Source organism: Stenotrophomonas sp. GD03958 (assembly GCF_029839005.1).
GTDB classification, from domain to species: domain Bacteria; phylum Pseudomonadota; class Gammaproteobacteria; order Xanthomonadales; family Xanthomonadaceae; genus Stenotrophomonas; species Stenotrophomonas hibiscicola.
Map to the genome: position 1 here is coordinate 1 of NZ_JAOBZT010000074.1, position 19,669 is coordinate 19,669.

Annotated in this window: 21 protein-coding genes; 13 read left to right on the forward strand and 8 right to left on the reverse strand. The window is 67.3% G+C overall.

Features of this window, described 5'->3' with window-relative positions; translation table 11 throughout:
* Positions 1–458, reverse strand: a 458-nt coding sequence (locus N5C25_RS17205; RefSeq protein ID WP_279937407.1) for a MerC domain-containing protein, incomplete at its 3' end; no start/stop codon positions are given.
* 32 nt (positions 459–490) lie between these two features.
* Here N5C25_RS17205 and N5C25_RS17210 point away from each other — a divergent pair.
* The 8 genes from N5C25_RS17210 to N5C25_RS17245 all read left to right on the forward strand — a co-directional run bounded on the left by N5C25_RS17210 (position 491) and on the right by N5C25_RS17245 (position 7,121).
* A complete protein-coding gene (locus N5C25_RS17210) occupies positions 491–1,024 on the forward strand; it encodes a DUF2796 domain-containing protein (protein ID WP_279937408.1) in 534 nt (177 codons plus the stop codon).
* On the forward strand, positions 1,021–1,716 hold the full coding sequence (locus N5C25_RS17215; RefSeq protein ID WP_279937411.1) for an ATP-binding cassette domain-containing protein: 696 nt from the start codon (positions 1,021–1,023) through the stop codon (positions 1,714–1,716). Before N5C25_RS17210 ends, N5C25_RS17215 begins: the two co-directional genes overlap by 4 nt.
* On the forward strand, positions 1,709–2,962 hold the full coding sequence (locus N5C25_RS17220) for an ABC transporter permease (protein WP_251103244.1): 1,254 nt from the start codon (positions 1,709–1,711) through the stop codon (positions 2,960–2,962). Before N5C25_RS17215 ends, N5C25_RS17220 begins: the two co-directional genes overlap by 8 nt.
* A gap of 2 nt (positions 2,963–2,964) precedes the next feature.
* Positions 2,965–3,516, forward strand: a complete 552-nt coding sequence (locus N5C25_RS17225) for a DUF3299 domain-containing protein (protein WP_251103245.1) — start codon at positions 2,965–2,967, stop codon at positions 3,514–3,516.
* Entirely contained in the window at positions 3,506–4,126 is a 621-nt protein-coding gene (locus N5C25_RS17230; RefSeq protein ID WP_058982801.1) for a DUF3299 domain-containing protein, read from the forward strand. The genes N5C25_RS17225 and N5C25_RS17230 overlap by 11 nt, the downstream gene beginning before the upstream one ends.
* Positions 4,126–4,872, forward strand: coding sequence for a hypothetical protein (locus N5C25_RS17235; RefSeq protein WP_279937415.1), 747 nt, complete (start codon positions 4,126–4,128; stop codon positions 4,870–4,872). The genes N5C25_RS17230 and N5C25_RS17235 overlap by 1 nt, the downstream gene beginning before the upstream one ends.
* 151 nt (positions 4,873–5,023) lie before the next feature.
* The gene (locus N5C25_RS17240) at positions 5,024–6,556 is read left to right on the forward strand and encodes an MFS transporter (RefSeq protein WP_279937417.1); all 1,533 of its coding nucleotides are present in this window, start codon (positions 5,024–5,026) and stop codon (positions 6,554–6,556) included.
* Positions 6,557–6,560: 4 nt separating this feature from the next.
* Positions 6,561–7,121 (forward strand): TetR/AcrR family transcriptional regulator, encoded by a 561-nt coding sequence (locus N5C25_RS17245; protein WP_262213755.1) that lies wholly within the window; start codon positions 6,561–6,563, stop codon positions 7,119–7,121.
* Between the two features lie 331 nt (positions 7,122–7,452).
* Here N5C25_RS17245 and N5C25_RS17250 read toward each other — a convergent pair whose 3' ends face one another.
* Entirely contained in the window at positions 7,453–8,349 is an 897-nt protein-coding gene (locus N5C25_RS17250; protein ID WP_279937418.1) for an AraC family transcriptional regulator, read from the reverse strand.
* A 106-nt stretch (positions 8,350–8,455) separates the two neighbouring features.
* Between N5C25_RS17250 and N5C25_RS17255 the strand changes: the two genes are divergently transcribed.
* Positions 8,456–8,992, forward strand: coding sequence for a peroxidase-related enzyme (locus N5C25_RS17255; RefSeq protein WP_058982812.1), 537 nt, complete (start codon positions 8,456–8,458; stop codon positions 8,990–8,992).
* 70 nt (positions 8,993–9,062) lie between these two features.
* Here N5C25_RS17255 and fdhD read toward each other — a convergent pair whose 3' ends face one another.
* On the reverse strand, positions 9,063–9,902 hold the full coding sequence (gene fdhD / locus N5C25_RS17260) for a formate dehydrogenase accessory sulfurtransferase FdhD (protein WP_251103250.1): 840 nt from the start codon (positions 9,900–9,902) through the stop codon (positions 9,063–9,065).
* Between the two features lie 242 nt (positions 9,903–10,144).
* On the opposite strand from fdhD, the gene N5C25_RS17265 reads away from it, so the two are divergent.
* Positions 10,145–12,427, forward strand: coding sequence for an FdhF/YdeP family oxidoreductase (locus N5C25_RS17265; protein ID WP_279937419.1), 2,283 nt, complete (start codon positions 10,145–10,147; stop codon positions 12,425–12,427).
* 18 nt (positions 12,428–12,445) lie between these two features.
* On the opposite strand, the gene N5C25_RS17270 is transcribed toward N5C25_RS17265, so the two are convergent.
* Complete coding sequence (locus tag N5C25_RS17270; protein ID WP_279937420.1) at positions 12,446–13,462, reverse strand: DUF4034 domain-containing protein; 1,017 nt, start codon at positions 13,460–13,462, stop codon at positions 12,446–12,448.
* A 632-nt stretch (positions 13,463–14,094) separates the two neighbouring features.
* Between N5C25_RS17270 and N5C25_RS17275 the strand changes: the two genes are divergently transcribed.
* Positions 14,095–14,607 carry a DUF411 domain-containing protein gene (locus tag N5C25_RS17275; RefSeq protein WP_279937421.1) on the forward strand — a complete coding sequence of 171 codons (513 nt, stop codon included), beginning with the start codon at positions 14,095–14,097 and terminating at the stop codon, positions 14,605–14,607.
* A 115-nt stretch (positions 14,608–14,722) separates the two neighbouring features.
* Here N5C25_RS17275 and blaL1 read toward each other — a convergent pair whose 3' ends face one another.
* Positions 14,723–15,592: a L1 family subclass B3 metallo-beta-lactamase gene (blaL1, locus tag N5C25_RS17280; protein WP_279937422.1), complete on the reverse strand. Its 870-nt coding sequence runs from the start codon at positions 15,590–15,592 to the stop codon at positions 14,723–14,725.
* A gap of 202 nt (positions 15,593–15,794) precedes the next feature.
* Between blaL1 and N5C25_RS17285 the strand changes: the two genes are divergently transcribed.
* Together N5C25_RS17285 and N5C25_RS17290 are read left to right on the forward strand one after the other, a co-directional pair.
* On the forward strand, positions 15,795–16,061 hold the full coding sequence (locus tag N5C25_RS17285; RefSeq protein WP_279937423.1) for a hypothetical protein: 267 nt from the start codon (positions 15,795–15,797) through the stop codon (positions 16,059–16,061).
* Positions 16,062–16,070: 9 nt separating this feature from the next.
* The gene (locus tag N5C25_RS17290; protein ID WP_279937424.1) at positions 16,071–17,243 is read left to right on the forward strand and encodes a low temperature requirement protein A; all 1,173 of its coding nucleotides are present in this window, start codon (positions 16,071–16,073) and stop codon (positions 17,241–17,243) included.
* Positions 17,244–17,344: 101 nt separating this feature from the next.
* Here the strand turns inward: N5C25_RS17290 and N5C25_RS17295 are convergent, their stop codons facing one another.
* The 3 genes from N5C25_RS17295 to N5C25_RS17305 are packed head-to-tail and all read right to left on the reverse strand — an operon-like array spanning position 17,345 to position 19,546.
* The gene (locus N5C25_RS17295) at positions 17,345–17,860 is read right to left on the reverse strand and encodes a DUF1697 domain-containing protein (RefSeq protein WP_262213748.1); all 516 of its coding nucleotides are present in this window, start codon (positions 17,858–17,860) and stop codon (positions 17,345–17,347) included.
* The gene (locus N5C25_RS17300; protein ID WP_279937426.1) at positions 17,857–18,498 is read right to left on the reverse strand and encodes a response regulator; all 642 of its coding nucleotides are present in this window, start codon (positions 18,496–18,498) and stop codon (positions 17,857–17,859) included. The genes N5C25_RS17295 and N5C25_RS17300 overlap by 4 nt, the downstream gene beginning before the upstream one ends.
* Complete coding sequence (locus N5C25_RS17305) at positions 18,491–19,546, reverse strand: ATP-binding protein (RefSeq protein ID WP_279937427.1); 1,056 nt, start codon at positions 19,544–19,546, stop codon at positions 18,491–18,493. The genes N5C25_RS17300 and N5C25_RS17305 overlap by 8 nt, the downstream gene beginning before the upstream one ends.
* Positions 19,547–19,669 lie beyond the last annotated feature (123 nt).

Consider the following 19,669-nt stretch of genomic DNA (forward strand, 5'->3'; position numbering starts at 1 on the left):
GCGCGCCGATTGCCGATGTGAGCGAACGCCAGCAGCGCGCCACCACTGGCTGTCGCCACGCCATGCCAGAGCAGCGATTCCTTCAGCGGCAGATACAGAGAGGCCGACAGCAGCAGGATGGCGCCGGCGCAGGCCAGCCGCAGGGGCTGCCAGCGCCCGTGCCGGTGCACCCCGGCCGAGGTGCTCGCCAAGGCCAGCGAGGAGGCCAGCAGCGCGAACAGCCACTCCCAGCGCGACATCATCAGCAGCAATGTCATCGCGCCATGGCCGGGATGCTGGAACGAGCGCAGCGCCATCATCGCTGCCGGCACGAAGGCCAGCAGCAGGGGCAGGGCGATGCAGTGGGCGGCGCAGGCCAGGGACAGCCAGGCACCGGCAAGATCGAAGCGGGGGTGCCAGCGTGCCGAAGTTGGCGGCTGGGCCAGGGCCCTTGCGGGCGTCGTGGGGATATGGTCCATAATGTTACATAGTAACAATTGGAGACTCCCCCATGAAGCTTCCTGCTCTTCTATTCCTGCTGCTGGCTGCCAGCGCCGCACAGGCCCATGACGTCCGCCAGTTGGGTGCGCATGTGCACGGCCAGGCCACCGTCGATGTTGCGCTTGACCAGCAGACGCTGGAGTTCGCCCTGCAGGCCCCCGGCATCGGCATGCTCGATTTCGAGCGGCCGCCGGCCGATGCGGCAGAGCAGGCTGCGCTGGCGCGAGCGACTGCGCTGTTGAAGGGGGGCAGCTGGGTCACCCTGCCTACCGCGGCGGGCTGCCGCCTTTCCGGCAACGATGCCAAGGCCGAGGGCTTCGATGCGTCGGCTGCCGCGCCGCCGCCAGGCCAGCACCGGCACGCCGGGTTCAGCGCAACGCTGCAGTACCACTGCGCCAGGCCGGCCGAGCTGCGGGCCATGGTCGTGCGCCTGCCCGCACTGTTCCCGGGCCTGCACGAAGTGATCGTCAACAGCGCCACCGGACGTGGCCAGAACCGCAGCGTGTTGACTGCGGACAATCTGCGCGTGGTGCTGGCACCGTGAGCCTGCAACCGGTGATCGCGCTGGATGGCGTGCAGTTCGGCTATGGCCGGCGCCTGGTGCTGGATGTGCCGCGGCTGTGGATCGAGCAGGGCAGCAGTGTGCTGCTGCGCGGAATCAGCGGTGGCGGGAAGAGCACGCTGCTGGGCCTGCTGGCGGGCGTGTTGCTGCCCGGCAAGGGCAGCGTCGAGGTCGCCGGCCACGCGCTGCAGGCGATGCGCGGCGCCGCGCGCGACCGCTTCCGCGCCGATCACCTGGGTGTGATCTTCCAGCAGTTCAACCTGCTGCCGTTTCTGAGCGTGCGCGACAACATCGCGCTGGGCCTGCGCTTCTCCCGCGTGCGCAGCGCGCGCATCAGCGGCCCGGTGGATGCCGAGATCGCCCGCCTGCTGCAGGCCCTGCAGCTGGACCCGGCGCTGATGCAGCGGCGCGCAGGCACACTCAGCGTTGGCCAGCAGCAGCGCGTGGCGGCGGCACGCGCCCTGATCGGCCGCCCGGCGTTGCTGCTGGCAGATGAGCCAACCTCGGCGCTCGATCGCGACGCGGCCACCGCGTTCCTGCAGCTGATGTCTGCGCAGTGCCAGGCGGCCGGCACCACGGTGCTGGTGGTCAGCCATGACGACAGCCTGGAGCGGTTGTTCGACCGCACGATTGCCCTGTCTCAGATCAACCAGGCAGGTGCCGGCCATGCTTGAGCTTGCCTGGGCCAGCCTGCGCAGCCGTGCGTTGAGCGTGGGCCTGACCGTGCTGGTCATCACCCTCAGCGTGGTGCTGCTGCTGGGCGTCGAGCGTGTACGCACGCAGGCGCACGAGGGGTTTGCCAGCACCGTATCGGGCACCGATCTGATCGTCGGTGCGCGTTCGGGACCGGTGAACCTGCTGCTGTATTCGGTGTTCCATATCGGCGACCCGACCAACAACGTGTCCTGGCAGTCCTACCAGGAGCTGTCCGCATTGCCGCAGGTGAAGTGGTCGGTGCCGTTGTCGCTGGGCGATTCCTGGCGCGGCTACCGGGTAGTGGGTACCACTGGCGGCTACTTTGAACACTATCGTTATGGTTCCGGCCACGCGCTGGCCTTTGCACAGGGGCGGCCCTTCGATGATCTGTATGACGCGGTGATCGGCGCGGAGGTGGCTCGCGCGCAGAAGGTCGGCCTCGGCGACGAGATCGTGCTGGCGCACGGCACCGGCGCGGTCACGCTGGCCACGCATGCCGACAAGCCGTTCCGCGTTGCCGGCATCCTGCAGCGCACCGGCACGCCGGTGGATTCGTCGCTGCTGGTCTCGCTGCCGGCCATCGAGGCGATCCATGTTGACTGGCGATCGGGCGTGCAGCTGCGCAGCCAGAGCGTCAGCGCCGAGCAGGCGCGCCACCTGGACCTGACCCCGACCAGCATCACCGCCTTCATGCTCGGCCTGAACTCGCGCATCTCCACGTTCTCGGTACAGCGCAGGATCAACGAGTATCCGGACGAGGCGATGCTGGCGATCCTGCCCGGCGTGACCCTACAGCAGCTGTGGCAGTCGCTGGGCACCGCCGAGCGAGCCCTGCAGCTGATCAGTGCAATGGTGGTGCTGCTGGGCATGGTCTCGCTGGTGGCGCTGCTGGTCTCCACCCTGCAGGAGCGGCGGCGCGAGATGGCCATCCTGCGTGCCACCGGTGCGCGACCGGGCTACATCGCTGGCCTGCTCGTGGTGGAGGCGGTGGCGACCAGTGCGGTGGCCTGCGTGCTGGCCCTGTCGCTGCTGGTGGTCGCCAGCATTGCCGGGCGCGGCTGGGTACTGGCCACCTTCGGTCTGTCGATCACCCATGTCTGGCCGGATGGCCGTGAACTGGCATGGGCTGCGGGCGTGCTGCTGATCAGCGCCGTAGCCGGGCTGGTCCCGGCGTTGCTCGCTTACCGGCGCACCTTGGCCGATGGCCTTTCACCGGGAGGCTGAGCATGCGATGGATGCGGGTAGTGGCAATGGTGCTGGCGCTGGCCGCCTGTGAGCGGCCGGTGGATACCGGCGTACAGGCCCTGCCACCCTCGCCGGTCGTCGACCGCGATGACCCTGCAGGCGCTGTGGAGCAGGAGCTGGACTGGTTGCAGATGATGCCCAAGGACGAGCTGGCCGCGCTGGAGCGGGGCGAGGGCCCAGAGGTCGAGCACAACGGCAACCGGCGCATGCCGCAGTTCGGTACCTTCCGCACGGTGGACACGGTGCTGCAGCGACCGGTGCGCCTGCCGGGCTACGTGGTACCACTGGCCAACGCGCAGAACGGGCGGCTGACCGAATTCCTGTTCGTGCCGTACTACGGCGCCTGCATCCACGTGCCACCACCGCCGCCGAACCAGATCGTACACGTGGTGCTGCCGCGCCCGATCGACATGCCTGACATGTATTCGCCGTTCTTCCTGGCCGGCACCCTGCGTGCCGAACGGTTGGACGACGATCTGGCCGGTTCGGCCTACACCATGCGTGACGCACAGCTGAGGCCGTATGAACCGTAGTCACCTGTTGCTGGCGTTGGGATGCCTGTGGTTGGCGGGCTGTACCGCGCCGGGCGGCGATGCCGTGGTGGTCACGCCGCAGGACAAACCGGCGCCCTCCGCCACGGCCGAAGCCCCCATCGACCGTTGGGACGCGTTGCGACCCGACGAAGTGACCTACCAGCGCCCGCCGCCGCAGATCGGCCCGTCGCGCAATGGCATGGACGGCGTGGGTGGCCTGATCGACGACACCGGCTCGGGCACGCCACCGGGGCTGGAGATCGACCATTCCAGCCCGGATCGTGCCAAGCAGTTCGGCTCTTCGCGGGTGGTCGATGCTGTCGATGGTCGCGCGGCGGATCTGGATGGCTACGTGGTACCGCTCGGTACCAACGATGCAGGATTGGTGGATGAACTGCTGTTCGTGCCGTTCTACGGCGCGTGCATCCACGTGCCGCCACCACCACCGAACCAGATCATCCACGTGACCCTGGCGACACCGATCGCGCTGGGCGATCTGTGGGATCCGTACCGGCTTGCCGGCCGCCTGCAGGTGAAGCGTTTTGACGCGGACATCGCCAGCGCGTCCTACGATGCCGCGGCAGCCACGCTGACGGCGATCCGCAACTGATGCGCAGGCGATGGATCATGGCTGCCGGGCTGATCGTGGGCGCGGTGGTGCTGCTGGTGTGGTGGCAGCGGCAGCGCGCACCCACCGCGCCGCCGGCGGTCGCGTTTCCGGCACCGGCGTCCGATGCCAGCCAGCGTATCGAACAGCGCCTGGGTGATGACCCCGCGTTTCGCAACGACGTGCTCTTCCTGCTCGCGGCAACATTGCGCGACCGCTGCCAGCCGGCGCAGGCGGGGCTGCTGGCGCGCATGGCCAATCGTGCATCGCTGCCGGTGCTGGCGGCAGTCAGCGCGGTGACCCAGCAGGACCTATCGCTGGACCGGCCGATCTACCAGTACATCCAGCATCGCGCCGACGCGACGCCGTGCGGGCAGACGCTGCAGATGCCGTTGGCCGGTGGGCGCCGCATGGCCGTGGACATCGAACAGTACGCGCGCACGTTCCCGGACAGCTACTTCGACCCGCAGCGCGGCAGTGAACCGCGGGATTTCGGTGGACTGCCGTTGCAGCAGCGCGCCGGCAATGCCTGCAACAGCGTGGTGTATTCGGTGCTGCCGCTGGGTGGCACCGACTGGCGATGCAGCAGCCTGCGCGCAAATGCCCGTGCGCGCGTGCGCGGCCTGTGCGAGGACGAACTACGGCGCCAACATGGGGGCATCGGCGGCGAACTGGACGCCGCCGTGGGGCGGGGCATGCAGGCGGCCGTGGTATCGGCCATCGCCGCGTTGCCGGAAGACTGCCGGTAGACGTTCATCAGTAGAGCCAGGCCATGCCTGGCTGCCGGTGCAGTCGAGCAAGCCCGCCTCTACAAAAGCTGAATCGGTGGGCTTTGAAGGCCATAACTATACAGGACATCCTGTATAGTTATGACCGTACTCCACCCCACCAGGTTCTCCCATGGCTTTGTCCCAGCCCCTGGCCGGTGCTCCGGCCCTGTCGCGTGCCCGCCGCTGGGCACTGTTGTTCACCGTCGCCGCTGGCCTGCTGCTGGTTACGCTCGACAACTCCGTGCTCTACACCGCACTGCCGACGCTGACCGAGGAACTCTCGGCCAGTGCCGGCCAGGCGCTGTGGATCATCAACGCCTACCCGCTGGTGATGGCCGGCCTGCTGCTCGGCGCGGGCACGCTGGGCGACCGCATCGGCCACCGCCGCATGTTCCTGATCGGCCTGGTGGTGTTCGGCGGCGCCTCGCTGGCAGCGGCGTTCGCCGACAGCGCAGCGCAGCTGATTGCCGCACGCGCGTTCCTGGCGGTCGGTGCCGCAGCGATGATGCCGGCCACGTTGGCGTTGATCGGCCTGAGCTTCCACGAAGAGCGCGAACGCAACATCGCCATCGCGATCTGGGGTTCGGTGGCCATCGTCGGCGCGGCGCTCGGACCGATCATTGGCGGCTGGCTGCTGCAGCACTTCTGGTGGGGCTCGGTGTTCCTGATCAACGTGCCGGTGGTGGTGGTCGCGTTCGTGGCCACGCTGCTGTTGGCGCCGGAAGGCCAGCGCGACACCTCGCGGCCATGGGACCTTGCGTCCTCGGTGCTGGCATTGGCGGCACTGTCCGGCCTGGTGCTGGCGATCAAGTCGCTGATCGCTACGCCGCCGTCGTATGCGCTGGGCGCGGGCGCGCTGCTGTTGGCCGTCATCAGCGGCGCGGCGTTCGCGCGCCGCCAGCAACAGCTGCCGTACCCGCTGCTGGACTTCGCGATCTTCCGCAACCCGGCGTTCCTGGCCGGCACGCTGTCGGCGGTGTTCACCCTGTTCGCGATGGCCGGCCTGCAGCTGGTCACCACCCAGCGCTTCCAGCTGGTGGCAGGCTTCACGCCGCTGCAGGCGGGCCTGCTGGTGTCGGTGGCGGCACTGGGCAGCCTTCCGAGCGCGCTGCTGGGCGGCAGCATCCTGCACCGGGTGGGCCTGCGCCCGCTGATCTGTGGTGGCCTGGCTGCGGGTGCGCTGGGTGTGGGCGTGGTGGCCTTCGGCTTCCCGCACGGCCTCGGTTGGGTGGTCGCGGGCATGGCGATCACCGGCTTCGGCATGGGCGCGGCCATCTCGGTAGCGTCCACCGCCATCCTCAACAATGTGCCGGCACACCGCGCGGGCATGGCCTCTTCGGTGGAAGAGGTGTCCTATGAGTTCGGCGGCCTGCTGGCGGTGGCGATGCTGGGCAGCCTGAGCGCCGCGATGTACAGCGCGTTCCTGCCGGTCTCGGCAGACATGCCGGCACTGGCCCGTGAAGGCTTCACCCAGGCGCTGCATGCCGCGCGCGAGAGCGGGCAGGGCGAGTGGTTCGCATTGACTGCGGCGGCGTATGACCGTGGCTACCAGATCGTGCTGCTGGTGATCACGGCGGTGCTGGCGCTGGGCGCGACGATCCTGGCGCGCCTGCTGCGCGGCCGCGGAGGCAGCCGCGAGGGTGCGGCCGATCGCGTAAAATGAGGCAATGAGAACCAGCAAGCGCGACCGCATCCTCGACGCCGCCGTCAACGTGATCAATCGTTACGGCGTGCGTGCGGTCACCTTCGAGTCGGTGGCGGCCGAGGCCAAGCTGACCCGCGGCGGCCTGCTGTACCACTTCCCATCGCGCGAGGCGCTGCTGCGCGGCATCGACGAGCACCTGGTGCAGGCCTGGGAGACGTCGATGGAAGCGTTGCTGGGCAAGCGCGCGGATGAGGCGACGGCACTGGAGCGCTACCAGACCTTCGTGCGCGTCTCGGCGCAGAGCGCCACCCGTGCCGAACTGATGTTCATGCTGGAATCGGCCGACCCGGACGCCGAAGAGCGTCCGTGGGGGCCTGCGGTGCGACGCTGGGCACCTTCCGCACCCGAGGCCGGCAGCGACGATGCAACTGCGCTCGACAATTTCGTGGCGCGGCTGGCCGCCGATGGCCTGTGGATCTACGAGGCGATGTACCAGGGCCAGCTGGATGCAGGCGTGCGCGCCCGTGTTGCCGAGCGCATCGCCGGGCTGCTGGCGAAGTCTGACGGATCACCGCACTTGTAGAGTCGACTGTTAGTCGACTGCTCTTCGCTCAGACAACGAAACCCCGCGCTTCGCGCGATAGTCGACTGACAGTCGACGCTACCGCTCGCGCGTCTGCCCAGCCTGGCCCGCAGCCGCTTGCGGAACGCCTTCGACAGCGAGAATGACGGAACGTCCAGTTGAGCGGCCCGCCGGCGCGCAGACATCGCCCGTGGTAGAGCCGACCGCTGGTCGGCTGCCCTTCGGTCAGGCCACGAAAATGCGCTTCGGTAGAGTCGACTGTCAGTCGACTGCCCTTCGGTCAGACAACGAAAACCCCGCGCTTCGCGCGCTAGTCGACTGACAGTCGACTCTACCGCTCGCGCGTCTGCCCAGCCTGCGCGGCGCTCGCGGCCAGCCACGCCCTCGGCGATACCCCCAATCGCTTTCGGAACGCCTTCGACAGCGAGGCGGTATCGGCAAACCCCACCTCGATCGCCACCTGCTTGACCGCCACGCCTGCCCGCAGCTGCGCGCAGGCCAGGCTCAGCCGCCAGTCCAGCAGGTAGCTGGCTGGCGTTGCCTGCATCACGTCCTTGAACACGGCCGCGAACGCGCTGCGCGACATGCCGGCGGTCGCGGCCATGCGCGGCAGCGTCCATTCGTCCTGCGGTGCCTGGTGCATCGCCACCAGCGTGCGTGCCAGCCGCGCATCGGACAGCCCGCGCATCAGCCCATGGCTAACGCCCGCCGCATCCGGGTGGTCCACCACCCAGCGCAGGATCTGGATCAGCGCCACCTCGAACAGGCGGTTGGTCAGTAGCCGGGAACCGCAGCGCTGGCGATCGGCCTCGGCGAACAGCAGGTGCAGGGTGTCATCCAGTTCGCCGATCGCCGCCAGCGGCACCACCATCACCGGTGGCAGCGACTGCACGATCGGATTGCGCGCGCCGCCATCGAAATCCAGCGTGGCGCAGGTGAAATCCGGGCCATCCAGCGGCGCGTTGAAGAACACATGGTGCAGCGGCTGGGGGTAGAGCAGCAGGCTGGGTGTGTCGATCTTCAGCCGGGGCAGCGCTATATCGCCCTCGGGATGACGGACCTCCATCTCACCCTGGCGCAGGATATGCAAGAACGCACGACCGGGCTGCGGCTCGAAGACATGCTGCCCGCACAGCGGGCCAGTGTGGAACAGCGCCGCCTGCACCCGGAAGCGTTCCAGCAGGGAGGAGAGGCGGTCGGGTGTGGAAGCGTCGGCGGACACGCTCATGGATGAATGGACAACATGTGTGGTTTATTGCGCCTGATTCGTCCAGGGAGTCTACCTAGGATGAGCGGGTCGTCCAATCCCGGGCGCTTTCCCAAGGAGATCCACCATGTCCCGTGTCCCCCTGATCGATGCCGCCAACACCACCGCCGACCGTCAGGCCCTGCTGGGCCAGGTCCACGCCGCCTTCGGCGCCACCCCGGCCATGTTCCGCGCCGTGGCCAACTCGCCGGCTGCCCTGCAGAGCATGTGGGGTTCGTTCGGCGCGCTGGGCGGCGGTCGCCTGTCGCCGCTGCTGGGCGAGCAGATCGCCGTGGCCATCGCCAACCGCAATGCCTGCGAGTACTGCCTCGCCGCGCACACCGCGCTGGGCCGCAAGGCCGGCGCCAGCGGCGAGCAGATGGCCGCCGCGCAGATCGGCCAGTCCAGCGACCCGGCTACCACCGCTGCACTGGACTTCGCGCTGAAGGTGGTCGAGCAACGAGCGCAGATTGCCGATGGCGACGTGCAGGCGCTGCGTGCGGCTGGCTTCGATGATGAGCAGATCGTTGAGATCCTCGCCCACGTCGCGCTCAACCTGTTCACCAACTACGTCAACGTAGCGTTCGACGTGCCGGTGGACTTCCCGAAGGTCGCGCTGCGCTGAGATGTGGCCTGGCCCGGGTGGCAGTGGTCGCCCGGGCCGCTCCGAAGGGTGCAGATGGGGGGCGGCCCTACTAAAGGTCGTCTGCCCGCAGCCGTTCGGGATGGGTATAGACATTGAACCCGCTCTCCCGCGCGAACCCGACCAGGCACAGGCCGGCGCTGCGGGCCAGGTCGATCGCCAGCGCGGTCGGCGCCGACACCGCCGCGAGCACGCTGGCACCGGCGCGTACCGCCTTGCTGACCATTTCGTAGCTGGCCCGGCTGGAGATCACCAGCAGGCCACCTTCAATGGCGTGTTCGTTGTGATGCAGGGCGCCGATCAGCTTGTCCAGCGCGTTGTGGCGGCCGACGTCTTCGCGCACCCAGCCAATGCGCCCCTTGGCATCGGCCCAGGCCGCGGCGTGGATGGAGCCAGTCACCGCATTCATCGGCTGGTGCTGGGCCAAGGTGGCCAACGCCCGCTGCAGGGCGGCGGCGGAATAGCTGCGTCGCTCGCGGATTTGCGGGAGTGGGCGCAGCGCTTCTTCCAGCTGGCGCGTGCCGCACAGGCCGCAGCCACCACGGCCGGGCAGCAGGCGCCCATCGGCGGGGGCCAGGCCGGCACCGGGTGCCTCCTCGGCCACGGTCATCTGCAGTTCGATGCCTTCCAGCTGCGGGCGGATGTCGATCGACAGCAGCTGCGAGGGCGCAGCAATCAGTCCCTCACTGAGCGAGAACCCGAGCGCAAAGTCCTCCAGGTCGCAGGGCGTGGCCATCATCACCGCGAAGGCGGCGTCGTTGTAACGCAGTGCGACCGGCACTTCCTCAGCGACCACGTCGACCAGCGGCTGTCGCCCCTCGCCGCGCCAGCGCTGCAACGGACGCTGGGCCGTGCCGGCAGGCGGGGTGTGCGGTGGGGGCGAATCAGGCATGCAGCGCGTCCGGGCTAGGGAGATACGCAGGTGGTGGACCACCCACGGCATCGAGAATAGCGCAGTGGCCATGCGCTGACGCGGGTGTAACCGTTGTCATGGCAGGCTGCGCTAAAACAGCCTGTACCCTCTGGCGAAGCCGCGCAGGCCGTGTTTGACTGTGCGGCTGGCCGTGCGATTGAAGCGCCGCCGGACTGCGATGTGCCCATTGTTGCCGCGTTCCTTCCGTAAGGTTCCCGAACATGTCCGAGCAGAAACCGCCGCGTTACAAGCCCTACAACCAGCCGGCCGGAGGCTGGGGTGCCGCTGGTGCCACCGCCAAGGTGCTGCTGCAGCAGAGTGTGATCGGCAAGGGGTCGAAGGCGCTGCTGGCGATGAACCAGCCCGGCGGCTTCAAGTGCCCCAGTTGCGCGTTCCCTGACGCTGACGAACGCAGGAAGCTCGAGTTCTGCGAGAACGGCGCGAAGGCACTGGCCTGGGAAGCCACCCAGTTCCGCGCCGGCCGCGAACTGTTCGCCCGGTACACCGTGACCGAACTGATGGCGCAAACCGACTACTGGCTGGAGATGCAGGGCCGGCTGACCGAGCCGATGCGCTACGACGCAGCCACCGACCACTACGTGCCGTGCAGCTGGGACGATGCCTTCGCGCTGATCGGCCGCCACCTGCAGGCGCTGGACAGCCCGCACCAGGCCGAGTTCTACACGTCCGGCCGCACGCCCAACGAAGCCGCGTTCCTGTATTCGATCTTCGTGCGCGAGTTCGGCACCAACAATTTCCCGGACTGCTCGAACATGTGCCACGAGCCGACCAGCCGTGGCCTGCCGCCAGCCATCGGGGTGGGCAAGGGCACCATCGTGCTGCAGGATTTCGAGCATGCCGAGGCGATCTTCGTGATCGGGCAGAACACCGGCACCAATTCACCGCGGATGATGAGCAACCTGGTGGAGGCACGCAAACGCGGCATTCCGATCGTGGCGGTCAACCCGATGCCCGAGCGCGCGCTGATCCGCTTCGCCGAGCCGCAGGACATGGTGCAGATGGCCACGTTCGGTTCGACCGAGATCACCAGCGAGTTCGTGCACATCCGCATCGGCGGCGACCTGGCCCTGATCAAGGGCATGATGAAGGTGATGTTCGAGCGCGAGGCGCAGGGTGAGCGTGTGCTCGACCATGCATTCCTCGCCGAACACACGGTGGGCCTGGAGGCGCTGCGTGACGACGTGATGGCGCAGGACTGGGACGAGATCGTGCAGGTGTCCGGCATTTCGCAGGCGCAGATCCGACGCTGTGCTGAGATCTACATCCGCTCCAATGCCACCGTGATCTGCTACGGCATGGGGCTGACCCAGCACCAGTACGGCTCGCGACTGTTGCAGCAGGTCGCCAACCTGCTGTTGCTGCGTGGCAACTTCGGCAAGCCCGGTGCTGGCATCGGGCCGATCCGGGGCCATTCCAATGTGCAGGGCGACCGCACCGTCGGCATCGACGAGAAGCCCAAGCCGGCCTATCTCGACCGCGTGCAGCAGGTGTTCGGTTTCGACCCGCCGCGCGAGTATGGCCACCATGTGGTCGAATCCATCGAGGCGATGCTGGACGGCAGCGCCAGGGTGTTCATCGGCCTGGGTGGCAACTTCATTCATGCCGTGCCCGATACGCCGCGCGCGTACGAGGCAATGCGTGGGCTGGACCTGACCGTGGGCATCGCCACCAAGCTCAACCGTGGGCACCTGGTTCATGGCCGCGATGCGCTGATCCTGCCGGTGGTGGCGCGCTCGGAGCGCATCGTCACGCCGCTCGGCGAGCAGTTCGTCACCATTGAAGACGCGATGTCCAATGTGACCGCCTCGCGGGGCGTACTCGAGCCGGTGAGCCCCGATGTGTTGCCCGAGGTCGAGATCGTCTGCCGCATGGCGCTGGCCACGCTGCCCGACAGCAGGGTTGACTGGGCCAGCTGCATGCACGACTACGCACCCATCCGCGAGCTGATTGCTGCGGTGTATCCGGAGATCTACACCGGCTTCAACGAGCGCATCCAGCAGCCACACGGTTTCCATCTGGACATTCCGCCGCGCCGCCGGGTGTGGCCCACGCCGAATGGCAAGGCCAACATCCTGGTGATGCCTGGGCTGGACGTGGACGATCCCGTACATGATCCGGACATGCTGCGGTTGGCCACCGTGCGCTCGCACGATCAGTACAACACCACCATCTACAGCTACAACGACCGCTATCGCGGCGTGTACAACGATCGCATGGTGCTGTTCATGAACATCGAGGACCGGCTGGCGCGCGGGCTGGACAAGGAAGCGCGGGTCAGCCTGGAGACGATCAGCGGTGATGGCGTGCAGCGGCGCATCGAAGGCCTGACCGTGCTGGATTACCCGATGCCGCGCGGCGCGCTGGCCGGCTACTACCCCGAACTGAACCCGTTGTTGCCGCTGGACTACTACGATCGGGTCAGCGGTACCCCAGCGGCCAAGTCGATCCCGGTGCGGATGAGTGCAATGGCGGCGGTCGCATAGCAGTGGATGAATCCAGTCCTATGGGCCTTCGGCATGTGGGTTGGGTTCATCCAGAGCAAAGGAGCAACGGAAATAGTTGGCCGTATCCCGCCAAGCGCCAACGATCGGTTCCTGGATCTGCGCCAGCAGTTCACGGGCCTTGACGGGATCATTGGCCTGGCAGGCGAAGTACGCGAATGATTGCAGGTTCCATGGCGAGGGATAACGTGACAGCACGTCTTCGAAGCCGCGTTTCATGGTCGGCCAGTTCACTTTCGAATCGGTGAACAAACGGTCCTCGTACTCCCGCTGCGAGGCGACCCAGTAGATACGGGCGTACAGCATGTATTGGTCCTGCGGTGGGGCCGCGGCCATGACCCTGCGAGCATAGGCTTCCAGGCCAGCCGGATCGCCGCCCCACTTCGGAGCGAAATAGCGTACGGCAGCAAAGTAGAGCGGGAAGTAGCCCGGGTAGCGCGCGATGCCTTCGTCATGCAATGCGAAGAAGCGGTCTGCATCCCAACTCTGTTCGATCGCCCGGTGTTCCATCGACTCGTACCAGTACGGGTCCGTGCTGGCGATGTCCTTGTACTTCAGCAGGTAGTCAACGGCCTGCTGCTGCAGCGCCTTGAACGGTGCCCAGTCCTCTTCCTTCACCGTATTTGCATAGCCGGGGCCGCGGATGCTCCAGCCTTGGCGGCTGAGCATCTCAGCCATGGCCAGGCGCGCCGACGGCGACCTGGGGTAGCGCGAGATCCACGCCTGCACGAGCTTCTCGCGACCCTGCCAGTAGGCCGGGTCACGGTTGCTCATGCTGAAGGCATAGCCGATGCCTACGTAGTACGCCGAAAGCTTCCAGACACCACTGCTGAAGTAGCGATCCGTATCCCGGTAACGACTGGCGAGTTGCTCCAGTCTGGCGAAATCCTGCTTCTCCAGCAGTTGCTTTGCCTGCCGGGAGACTTCGGCGCGTTCGCTTGCTTCATCTTCACCGGATGCACCGGCGTGGGCGATGGTCGCGCACGACAACAACAGCATCACAAGCAGTGTTCGCATGAGTCCATTCATGGGGGAAACTCCGTGTCAGGGACAGGGGCATGGCAAGGCAGTGGGCCACGATCGCCATCTCGCCATAGCAGGGGCCGTCGCGCAAGTCGGCAGCGTGGCTGCCAGGCGGGCGTGGGCGCTGCCACCCCATGCTGTGCAGTTGTGCATCGGCTATCATCGGCGGGTGAACCTGCCTGGCCTCATACTGCGATGGATGCTGCTTGTTGCCCTGGTGCTGAATGCACCGGCGCTGGCGCTCGCCGCGTCTTCCTACAGCGGTCCGGCCAGCCAGGACCATTGCGTGGCACCGCACTCGGCCGGGATGGCTTCGGCGGGGTGTTGCGATGATGCAGGTCCGGCGGCTTGCCAGAGTGGCCAGTGCGAATGCCCGCCGGCATGCTTGGGCATGTTGGCAACGCTGAACGGGACACCAGCCTCCCTTTGGCGCGAGGCGCCCGCTCCAGCCAGTAGCCAGCAACGCGCGCCCCCGTTGATGCCGGATCCGTTGCGTCCCCCCATCGCGTGAATTCCTGCAGGCCTCAAGCGCCTGCCATGACTGTTCGACTTTCTCTCGACGCTACCTGCGCCTTCAATGCGTGGGTGGCGGGGCGCTTTGCCCGCCTCTGCAAAGGAATCACTCAATGAACCGTACTCTTTCCCTCGGCCTGCTGCTGGGCACCGTGCTGGCCACGACCGCCTGCGCTCGTGCCGCCGAAGAATCCTCCGTGGCACCGGCCCAGGCCAGCCCGGCCAAGATCGATCCAGCCTTGCCGGTCGCCATCGTGCACAAGACCGCCAGCTGCGGTTGCTGCGGCATCTGGGTCGACCACCTGAAGGCCGCCGGCTTCCAGGTCGATGTGCGCGACACCGATGACATGAACCCGATCAAGGTCCGCTTGGGCGTGCCGGTCGGCAAGGCCTCCTGCCATACCGCCGAGATCGGCGGTTACGTGGTCGAGGGTCACATCCCGGCCGAGGACATCAAGCGCCTGCTGGCCGAACGCCCGGCCGCGCGCGGGCTGGTGCTGCCCGGCATGCCAGCCGGTTCGCCGGGCATGGAAATGCCGGACGGCTACGTGCAGCCGTACACCGTCGAGCTGGTGCGCACTGACGGCAGCACCGAGCCGTTTGCCCAGCACGGTCGGGGCGGCTGATGGACGGAGGTGCCGGTCGTCCTGACCGGCACTCTCCGACGCGTCTTGTGTAGAGCCGAGCCTATGCTCGGCTGTGTTTGGCCGGCAAGCCGAGCATGGGCTCGGCTCTACAGAATCAGCGGACCCCGGCCGCTTCCTTGGCCAACTGGGCGTCAAACTTCTTCTCGGCCGCATCCGCGTAGGCGTTGCAGGTCAGTGCCTTGGCGCTGGCCTTGCTGCCAGCGGCATAGTTCCAGTTGCTGGCGCCCGGATGCGGGGTCAGCAACAGGTCGCAGGGCAGGCCGCGCACCGTAGCGAAGCTGCGCCGGTAGTCCTGGACCAGGCGCGGATAGCGGGCGTTGCCCTGCAGCTGGTAGCCCGGCGCGCTCAGGCTGTCGGCATAGGCGATGCGCAGCGGCTTGCCATCGCGGGTATCGGTCCAGGTCCAGGCAGTGCTGCCGGGGGTGTGGCCCGGCATGAAGTGCGCGGTGAACGCGATGCCGCCCACGTTGACCCCCTCGCCATCCATGATGATGCGGTCGGTGCTGACCGGCGGAAAGGTGATGCTGTCGCCAAAGTGCAGGTCGTTGCTGCCACCGCGCGCCAGCAGCACGGCTGATTCGGCGTTGGCCACCACTTTCGCACCGGTACGGCGCTTCAGTTCCGCCACCGGGCCGGCATGGTCGGCATGCGCATGGCTGAGCAGGATCAGCCGTAGATCCTGTGCTGCCACCCCGCGTGCCTTCATGTTGTCCAGCAGGTGACCGGCCATCTGCGGCATGCCGCCGTCAAGCAGCACCGCACCGTCGGCGGTCTGCACCAGTAGCGCGGTCAGGTCCTCGGTGCCGATCTGCCAGGTGTGGTCCGCAATCTGCAGCGGTGCCATCGGCTGCAGCCATGAACTGTCCACCGTGTAGGCCCGGAGCTGGGGCAGCGGTTCGTCGGCGGCAGTGACATCAAAGGCAAGCGTGGCAGCCAGGGCGAGGGTAGTCAGGCAGAGGCGCATGGCAGAAAGGTGTCTGGACTGGGGCCGATGAAGCTAGCACGCGGGCCGCGCCGGCCGTTTCGCGAATAATTCATGGCTGCGATAAGGTCCATCACGGCCTGCGCAGGATTGTTCGCCAGCCATGGATTGTGAATCCATCTCCACGGGCTGGAGCGCAGAATTGGCTGCGGCTAGCCTGCCAGCAGGCTCAAGGGGATGGACCATGCACGTGCTTCTGGTGATGGCGGGTGGGGTGCTGTTGCTGGGGGTATTCCTGCTCTTCGGGCGGCTGTGGAGCGTGGGTCAGTCACAGCTGCCCACGGCCCTGATTGCGTTCATCGCCACCTGGCTGCTGGTGACGGTGGTCAATCTGTGGGTGGGCGTGAGCAAGGCAGGATACGCGATGCGTGAAGAGCTGCCGATCCTGTTGCTGGTATTCACCGCGCCGGCGTTGCTGGCCGGGTTCCTTTACTGGCGCCTGGCGCGCTGAAGGATTGCGATGAGCACACGACTGCGGCTGCCCGCCCTACGCCAGCGCGATGGCCACCACGCCCGCGTGACCTACGAAGAGCTGTTCTTCGACCTGGTCTACGTGTTCGCGGTCACCCAGCTCAGCCACCATCTGCTGCATCACCTGGACCTGGTCGGGGTGATGCAGACGCTGGTGCTGTGGTTCGCGGTCTGGCTGGGCTGGCAGTACGCCTGCTGGGTCAGCAACTGGTTCGATCCCGAGGCGCCACGCATCCGCAGCCTGCTGTTCGTCACCATGTTGCTGGCGCTGCTGATGTCCTCGTCCATTCCCGAGGCCTTCGCTGAACGCGCCTGGGTCTTCGCGGGGGCGTACGCCACCATGCAGGTCGGGCGCACGGTGTTCGTGCTGCTGGAGGTCGGTCGCAGCCATCCGTTGGCGCCCAATTTCCGACGCATGCTGGCGTGGGTGAGCGTGTCGGCCTGCTTCTGGCTGGCAGGCGCCGCCGCCGAGGGCAATCTGCGGCTGGCGTTGTGGGCGGTGGCGGTGGCCTGCGAATACATCTCGCCGATGTTCGGCTTCGCGTTTCCGGGCCTGGGCCGGTCGCACACCCGCGAGTGGACCATCGAAGGCGGGCACCTGGCCGAGCGTTGCCAGCTGTTCGTCATCGTCGCACTCGGCGAGACGCTGTTGGCTACCGGTGGCGTGCTCAGCGAGGTCGAGCAGTGGAGTGCTGCGGTGGTGTCTGCGGTGCTCGCCACCTTCGCCGGCACCATTGCCATGTGGTGGCTGTATTTCGGCATTTCCAGCCGCGACGCCACTGCGGCGATCACCCATTCCGAGGACCCCGGGCGGATGGGCGCCAATTTCCACTACGTGCACGCGCTGCTGATCGCCGGCATCATCGCCACCGCGGTGGGCAACGACCTGGTGATGGATCACCCGGAAGCGGCGGTGACGCCGGTATATGCAACGGTGCTGGTCGTCGGGCCGTTGATCTACCTGCTTGGCAGCGCCCTCTACAAGCGCGTTGTGTACGGGCGCGCCCCGTATTCGCATCTGTTCGGTGCCGTGGCGCTGGTCGTGCTGGGCGTGGTCTTGCCGCACACCCATCTGCTGGCCGCTGGCTGGCTGACCAGTGCGTTGCTGCTGGCCGTGGGCTTGATGGATACGCGGTTGAAGCGTCGCCTGCAGCGGGCGTGATCCGTTGCGTCAGCAAAGCGCTCCAGCCGCCATCGAGCGCAAGCGCTGAGCAGTCGATTGACACTCGACTTCAGCACCGCCGCACAAGAAATGCTGGCAGGCTAGGCCAGCGCGGCGGCCATCGCTGCAAGCTTGCCCACCGTGTTCATGTTGCGGGCAGTGCCTTGCTGGGCATAGGGCATCCGCAGGCGCGAGTCGGCCATGCCAGCACCGTAATGAACGAAGATCTCGCGCGTGCCGAGTGCAAGCTGTTCATCACGCCGGCCGGTCACGCCGTCCAACGGATCGGCGGGGAGGCTGGCATCGAGGAACAATGCCACCACACGGTTACCGGCGGCCTGCGGAAACGGATTGCGCGCCACCACGTCGGCGATCTCGCTGGCCGATCGCACCAGCACGCCTACCGGCTTGCCGGCGTAGGCCTGCAGCCGTCGGGCGAGGGCCTCCCGCACGGCGGCTTCATCAAGCCCGCTGCGGAATACCGCGTTGCCACTGGCGATGTAGGTGCGGGTGTCGGAAAAGCCGGCGTCCTTGCACATTGCCACCAGTTCGCGCATCGGCAGCTTGCCGGTGCCGCCGACGTTGACCGCGCGCAGCAAGGCGACGTAGGCGTTCATGCCGTGCCCGCCTGCAGGCGGTCGTACATGCGTACCAGGTCAACCACGGTGCGCGCGCCCATCTTGCGCATCACCTGCGCACGCCGCACCTTCACGGTGATCTCGCTGACGCCGAGGTCAGCGGCGATCTGCTTGTTGAGGCGGCCGCGTGCCACGCCGTCAACCACCTCGCGCTCGCCGGCATTGAGGGTGTCCCAGCGCAGTTGCAGCGCGCCGAGTGCCTCGCCGTCGCGGCGGCGCTGGCGGTCGATCTCGATGCCCTTGTGGATGGCATCGAGCAGCTCCTGGTCACGGAAGGGCTTGGTCAGGAACTCGATGGCACCGTCCTTGATCGCGTTGACGCCCATCGCGATGTCGCCGTGGCCGGTGATGAACACGACCGGCAGCTGCAGGCCGTGGCTGCCCATCGTGCGATGGAACTCCAGCCCACTCTGGCCGGGCATGCGCACGTCCAGCACCAGGCACGCCGGCGCATCCTCCAGGTCGTGTTCGAGGAAGGCCTGGGTGGAGGCGAAGGCCCGCACCTGCAGGCCCATCGAGGCCAGCAGGTCTTCCAGCGCCGCGCGCACCGACGGATCGTCGTCGACCACATAGACGATGGGTGCCGGATCAGCGGTGGGGGCAGCGGGTTTACGCATGGCGGGGGTCCGTGGCGATGGGTAGGTCGAAAACGAAGCAGGCACCGCCGCCTGCCGGTCGTTCGGCACGGATCTGGCCGTCGTTGGCTTCGATCATCGAACGGCTCAGGCTGAGGCCCAGTCCCAGCCCATGTGACTTGGTGGTCCAGAATGCATCGAAGACGCGTTCGGGATGATCGGCGGGCAGGCCCACGCCCCGGTCGCGCACGCTGAGACTGACCCGCTGGCCGTCACGCCGGGTCAGCAGGGACAGTCGCCGGTCTGCGGCAGGGACTGGCTCCATCGCGTCCACCGCATTGAGGATCAGGTTGCCGATCACCTGCTGCACCTGTACGCGGTCGGCGTGTACCTGTGGCAGGTCGGGGTCCAGCAGCAGGGCTACGGCCACGCCATGCCGGTTCAGTTCGCTGCGCGACAGCGCCAGCATTTCCTCCACGGCCTGGTTCAGGTCGAAGGCGCGTCGTTCCGGTGCCGCGCCCTGGGTCAGGCCGCGGATGCGGGCGATCACGTCACCGGCGCGGTGCGCGTCGGCCAGGATGCGGGCTACGGTCTGCCGGGCCTTGTCCACGTTTGGTGGATCCTGCGCGAGCCAACGCTGGCAGGCTTCGGCGCTGCTGGCGATGGCGGCCAGTGGCTGGTTGACTTCATGGGCGATGGAGGTGGTGAGCTCGCCCACGGTGGAGGCGCGTGCCACCCGCAGCAGGCGGCCCTGCGCTTCCTGCACGGCGGCCTTGGCCGCTTCCATGTTCAGGGCGAGGTAGGTGGTGATGCCGATCACCAGCATGCCGATCACCGAGTTGACCAGGCCGATGCGGTAGGTGCCGAAGCGGGTCAGGAAGAAGCTCAACCCGGTCAGCGCGATGCAGGCGATGGCCAGGGTGATCAGCCCGCGCGCGCCCAGCACGCGCGACGCCGCAAGGATGACCGCTGCATAGAAGCAGGCCGCGGCAACCGCATAATCGGTGACGGTGTCGATCAGGAAGATCGCCGCCATCACGACGATCAGGGCCAGCAGCACCAGCGGGCGACGGGGCGACAGCGATGGCATCGGGGAAGCTCCCGGGCGTGGGCGGAAAGGATAGCAAAGCCGGCATTGGTGGATGCCGACCTGGGCCGGCGTGCTCTCGTGTGGTGGGTGCCGACCGTTGGTCGGCACAAACCAGAGCGATGC

Coding starts and splice junctions, on each gene's coding strand:
- N5C25_RS17210 (WP_279937408.1), top strand. CDS start 491: ATGAAGCTTCCTGCTCTTCTATTCCTGCTGCTGGCTGCCAGCGCCGCA.
- N5C25_RS17220 (WP_251103244.1), top strand. CDS start 1,709: ATGCTTGAGCTTGCCTGGGCCAGCCTGCGCAGCCGTGCGTTGAGCGTG.
- N5C25_RS17225 (WP_251103245.1), top strand. CDS start 2,965: ATGCGATGGATGCGGGTAGTGGCAATGGTGCTGGCGCTGGCCGCCTGT.
- N5C25_RS17230 (WP_058982801.1), top strand. CDS start 3,506: ATGAACCGTAGTCACCTGTTGCTGGCGTTGGGATGCCTGTGGTTGGCG.
- N5C25_RS17235 (WP_279937415.1), top strand. CDS start 4,126: ATGCGCAGGCGATGGATCATGGCTGCCGGGCTGATCGTGGGCGCGGTG.
- N5C25_RS17240 (WP_279937417.1), top strand. CDS start 5,024: ATGGCTTTGTCCCAGCCCCTGGCCGGTGCTCCGGCCCTGTCGCGTGCC.
- N5C25_RS17245 (WP_262213755.1), top strand. CDS start 6,561: ATGAGAACCAGCAAGCGCGACCGCATCCTCGACGCCGCCGTCAACGTG.
- N5C25_RS17250 (WP_279937418.1), bottom strand. CDS start 8,349: ATGAGCGTGTCCGCCGACGCTTCCACACCCGACCGCCTCTCCTCCCTG.
- N5C25_RS17255 (WP_058982812.1), top strand. CDS start 8,456: ATGTCCCGTGTCCCCCTGATCGATGCCGCCAACACCACCGCCGACCGT.
- fdhD (WP_251103250.1), bottom strand. CDS start 9,902: ATGCCTGATTCGCCCCCACCGCACACCCCGCCTGCCGGCACGGCCCAG.
- N5C25_RS17265 (WP_279937419.1), top strand. CDS start 10,145: ATGTCCGAGCAGAAACCGCCGCGTTACAAGCCCTACAACCAGCCGGCC.
- N5C25_RS17270 (WP_279937420.1), bottom strand. CDS start 13,462: ATGCGAACACTGCTTGTGATGCTGTTGTTGTCGTGCGCGACCATCGCC.
- N5C25_RS17275 (WP_279937421.1), top strand. CDS start 14,095: ATGAACCGTACTCTTTCCCTCGGCCTGCTGCTGGGCACCGTGCTGGCC.
- blaL1 (WP_279937422.1), bottom strand. CDS start 15,592: ATGCGCCTCTGCCTGACTACCCTCGCCCTGGCTGCCACGCTTGCCTTT.
- N5C25_RS17285 (WP_279937423.1), top strand. CDS start 15,795: ATGCACGTGCTTCTGGTGATGGCGGGTGGGGTGCTGTTGCTGGGGGTA.
- N5C25_RS17290 (WP_279937424.1), top strand. CDS start 16,071: ATGAGCACACGACTGCGGCTGCCCGCCCTACGCCAGCGCGATGGCCAC.
- N5C25_RS17295 (WP_262213748.1), bottom strand. CDS start 17,860: ATGAACGCCTACGTCGCCTTGCTGCGCGCGGTCAACGTCGGCGGCACC.
- N5C25_RS17300 (WP_279937426.1), bottom strand. CDS start 18,498: ATGCGTAAACCCGCTGCCCCCACCGCTGATCCGGCACCCATCGTCTAT.
- N5C25_RS17305 (WP_279937427.1), bottom strand. CDS start 19,546: ATGCCATCGCTGTCGCCCCGTCGCCCGCTGGTGCTGCTGGCCCTGATC.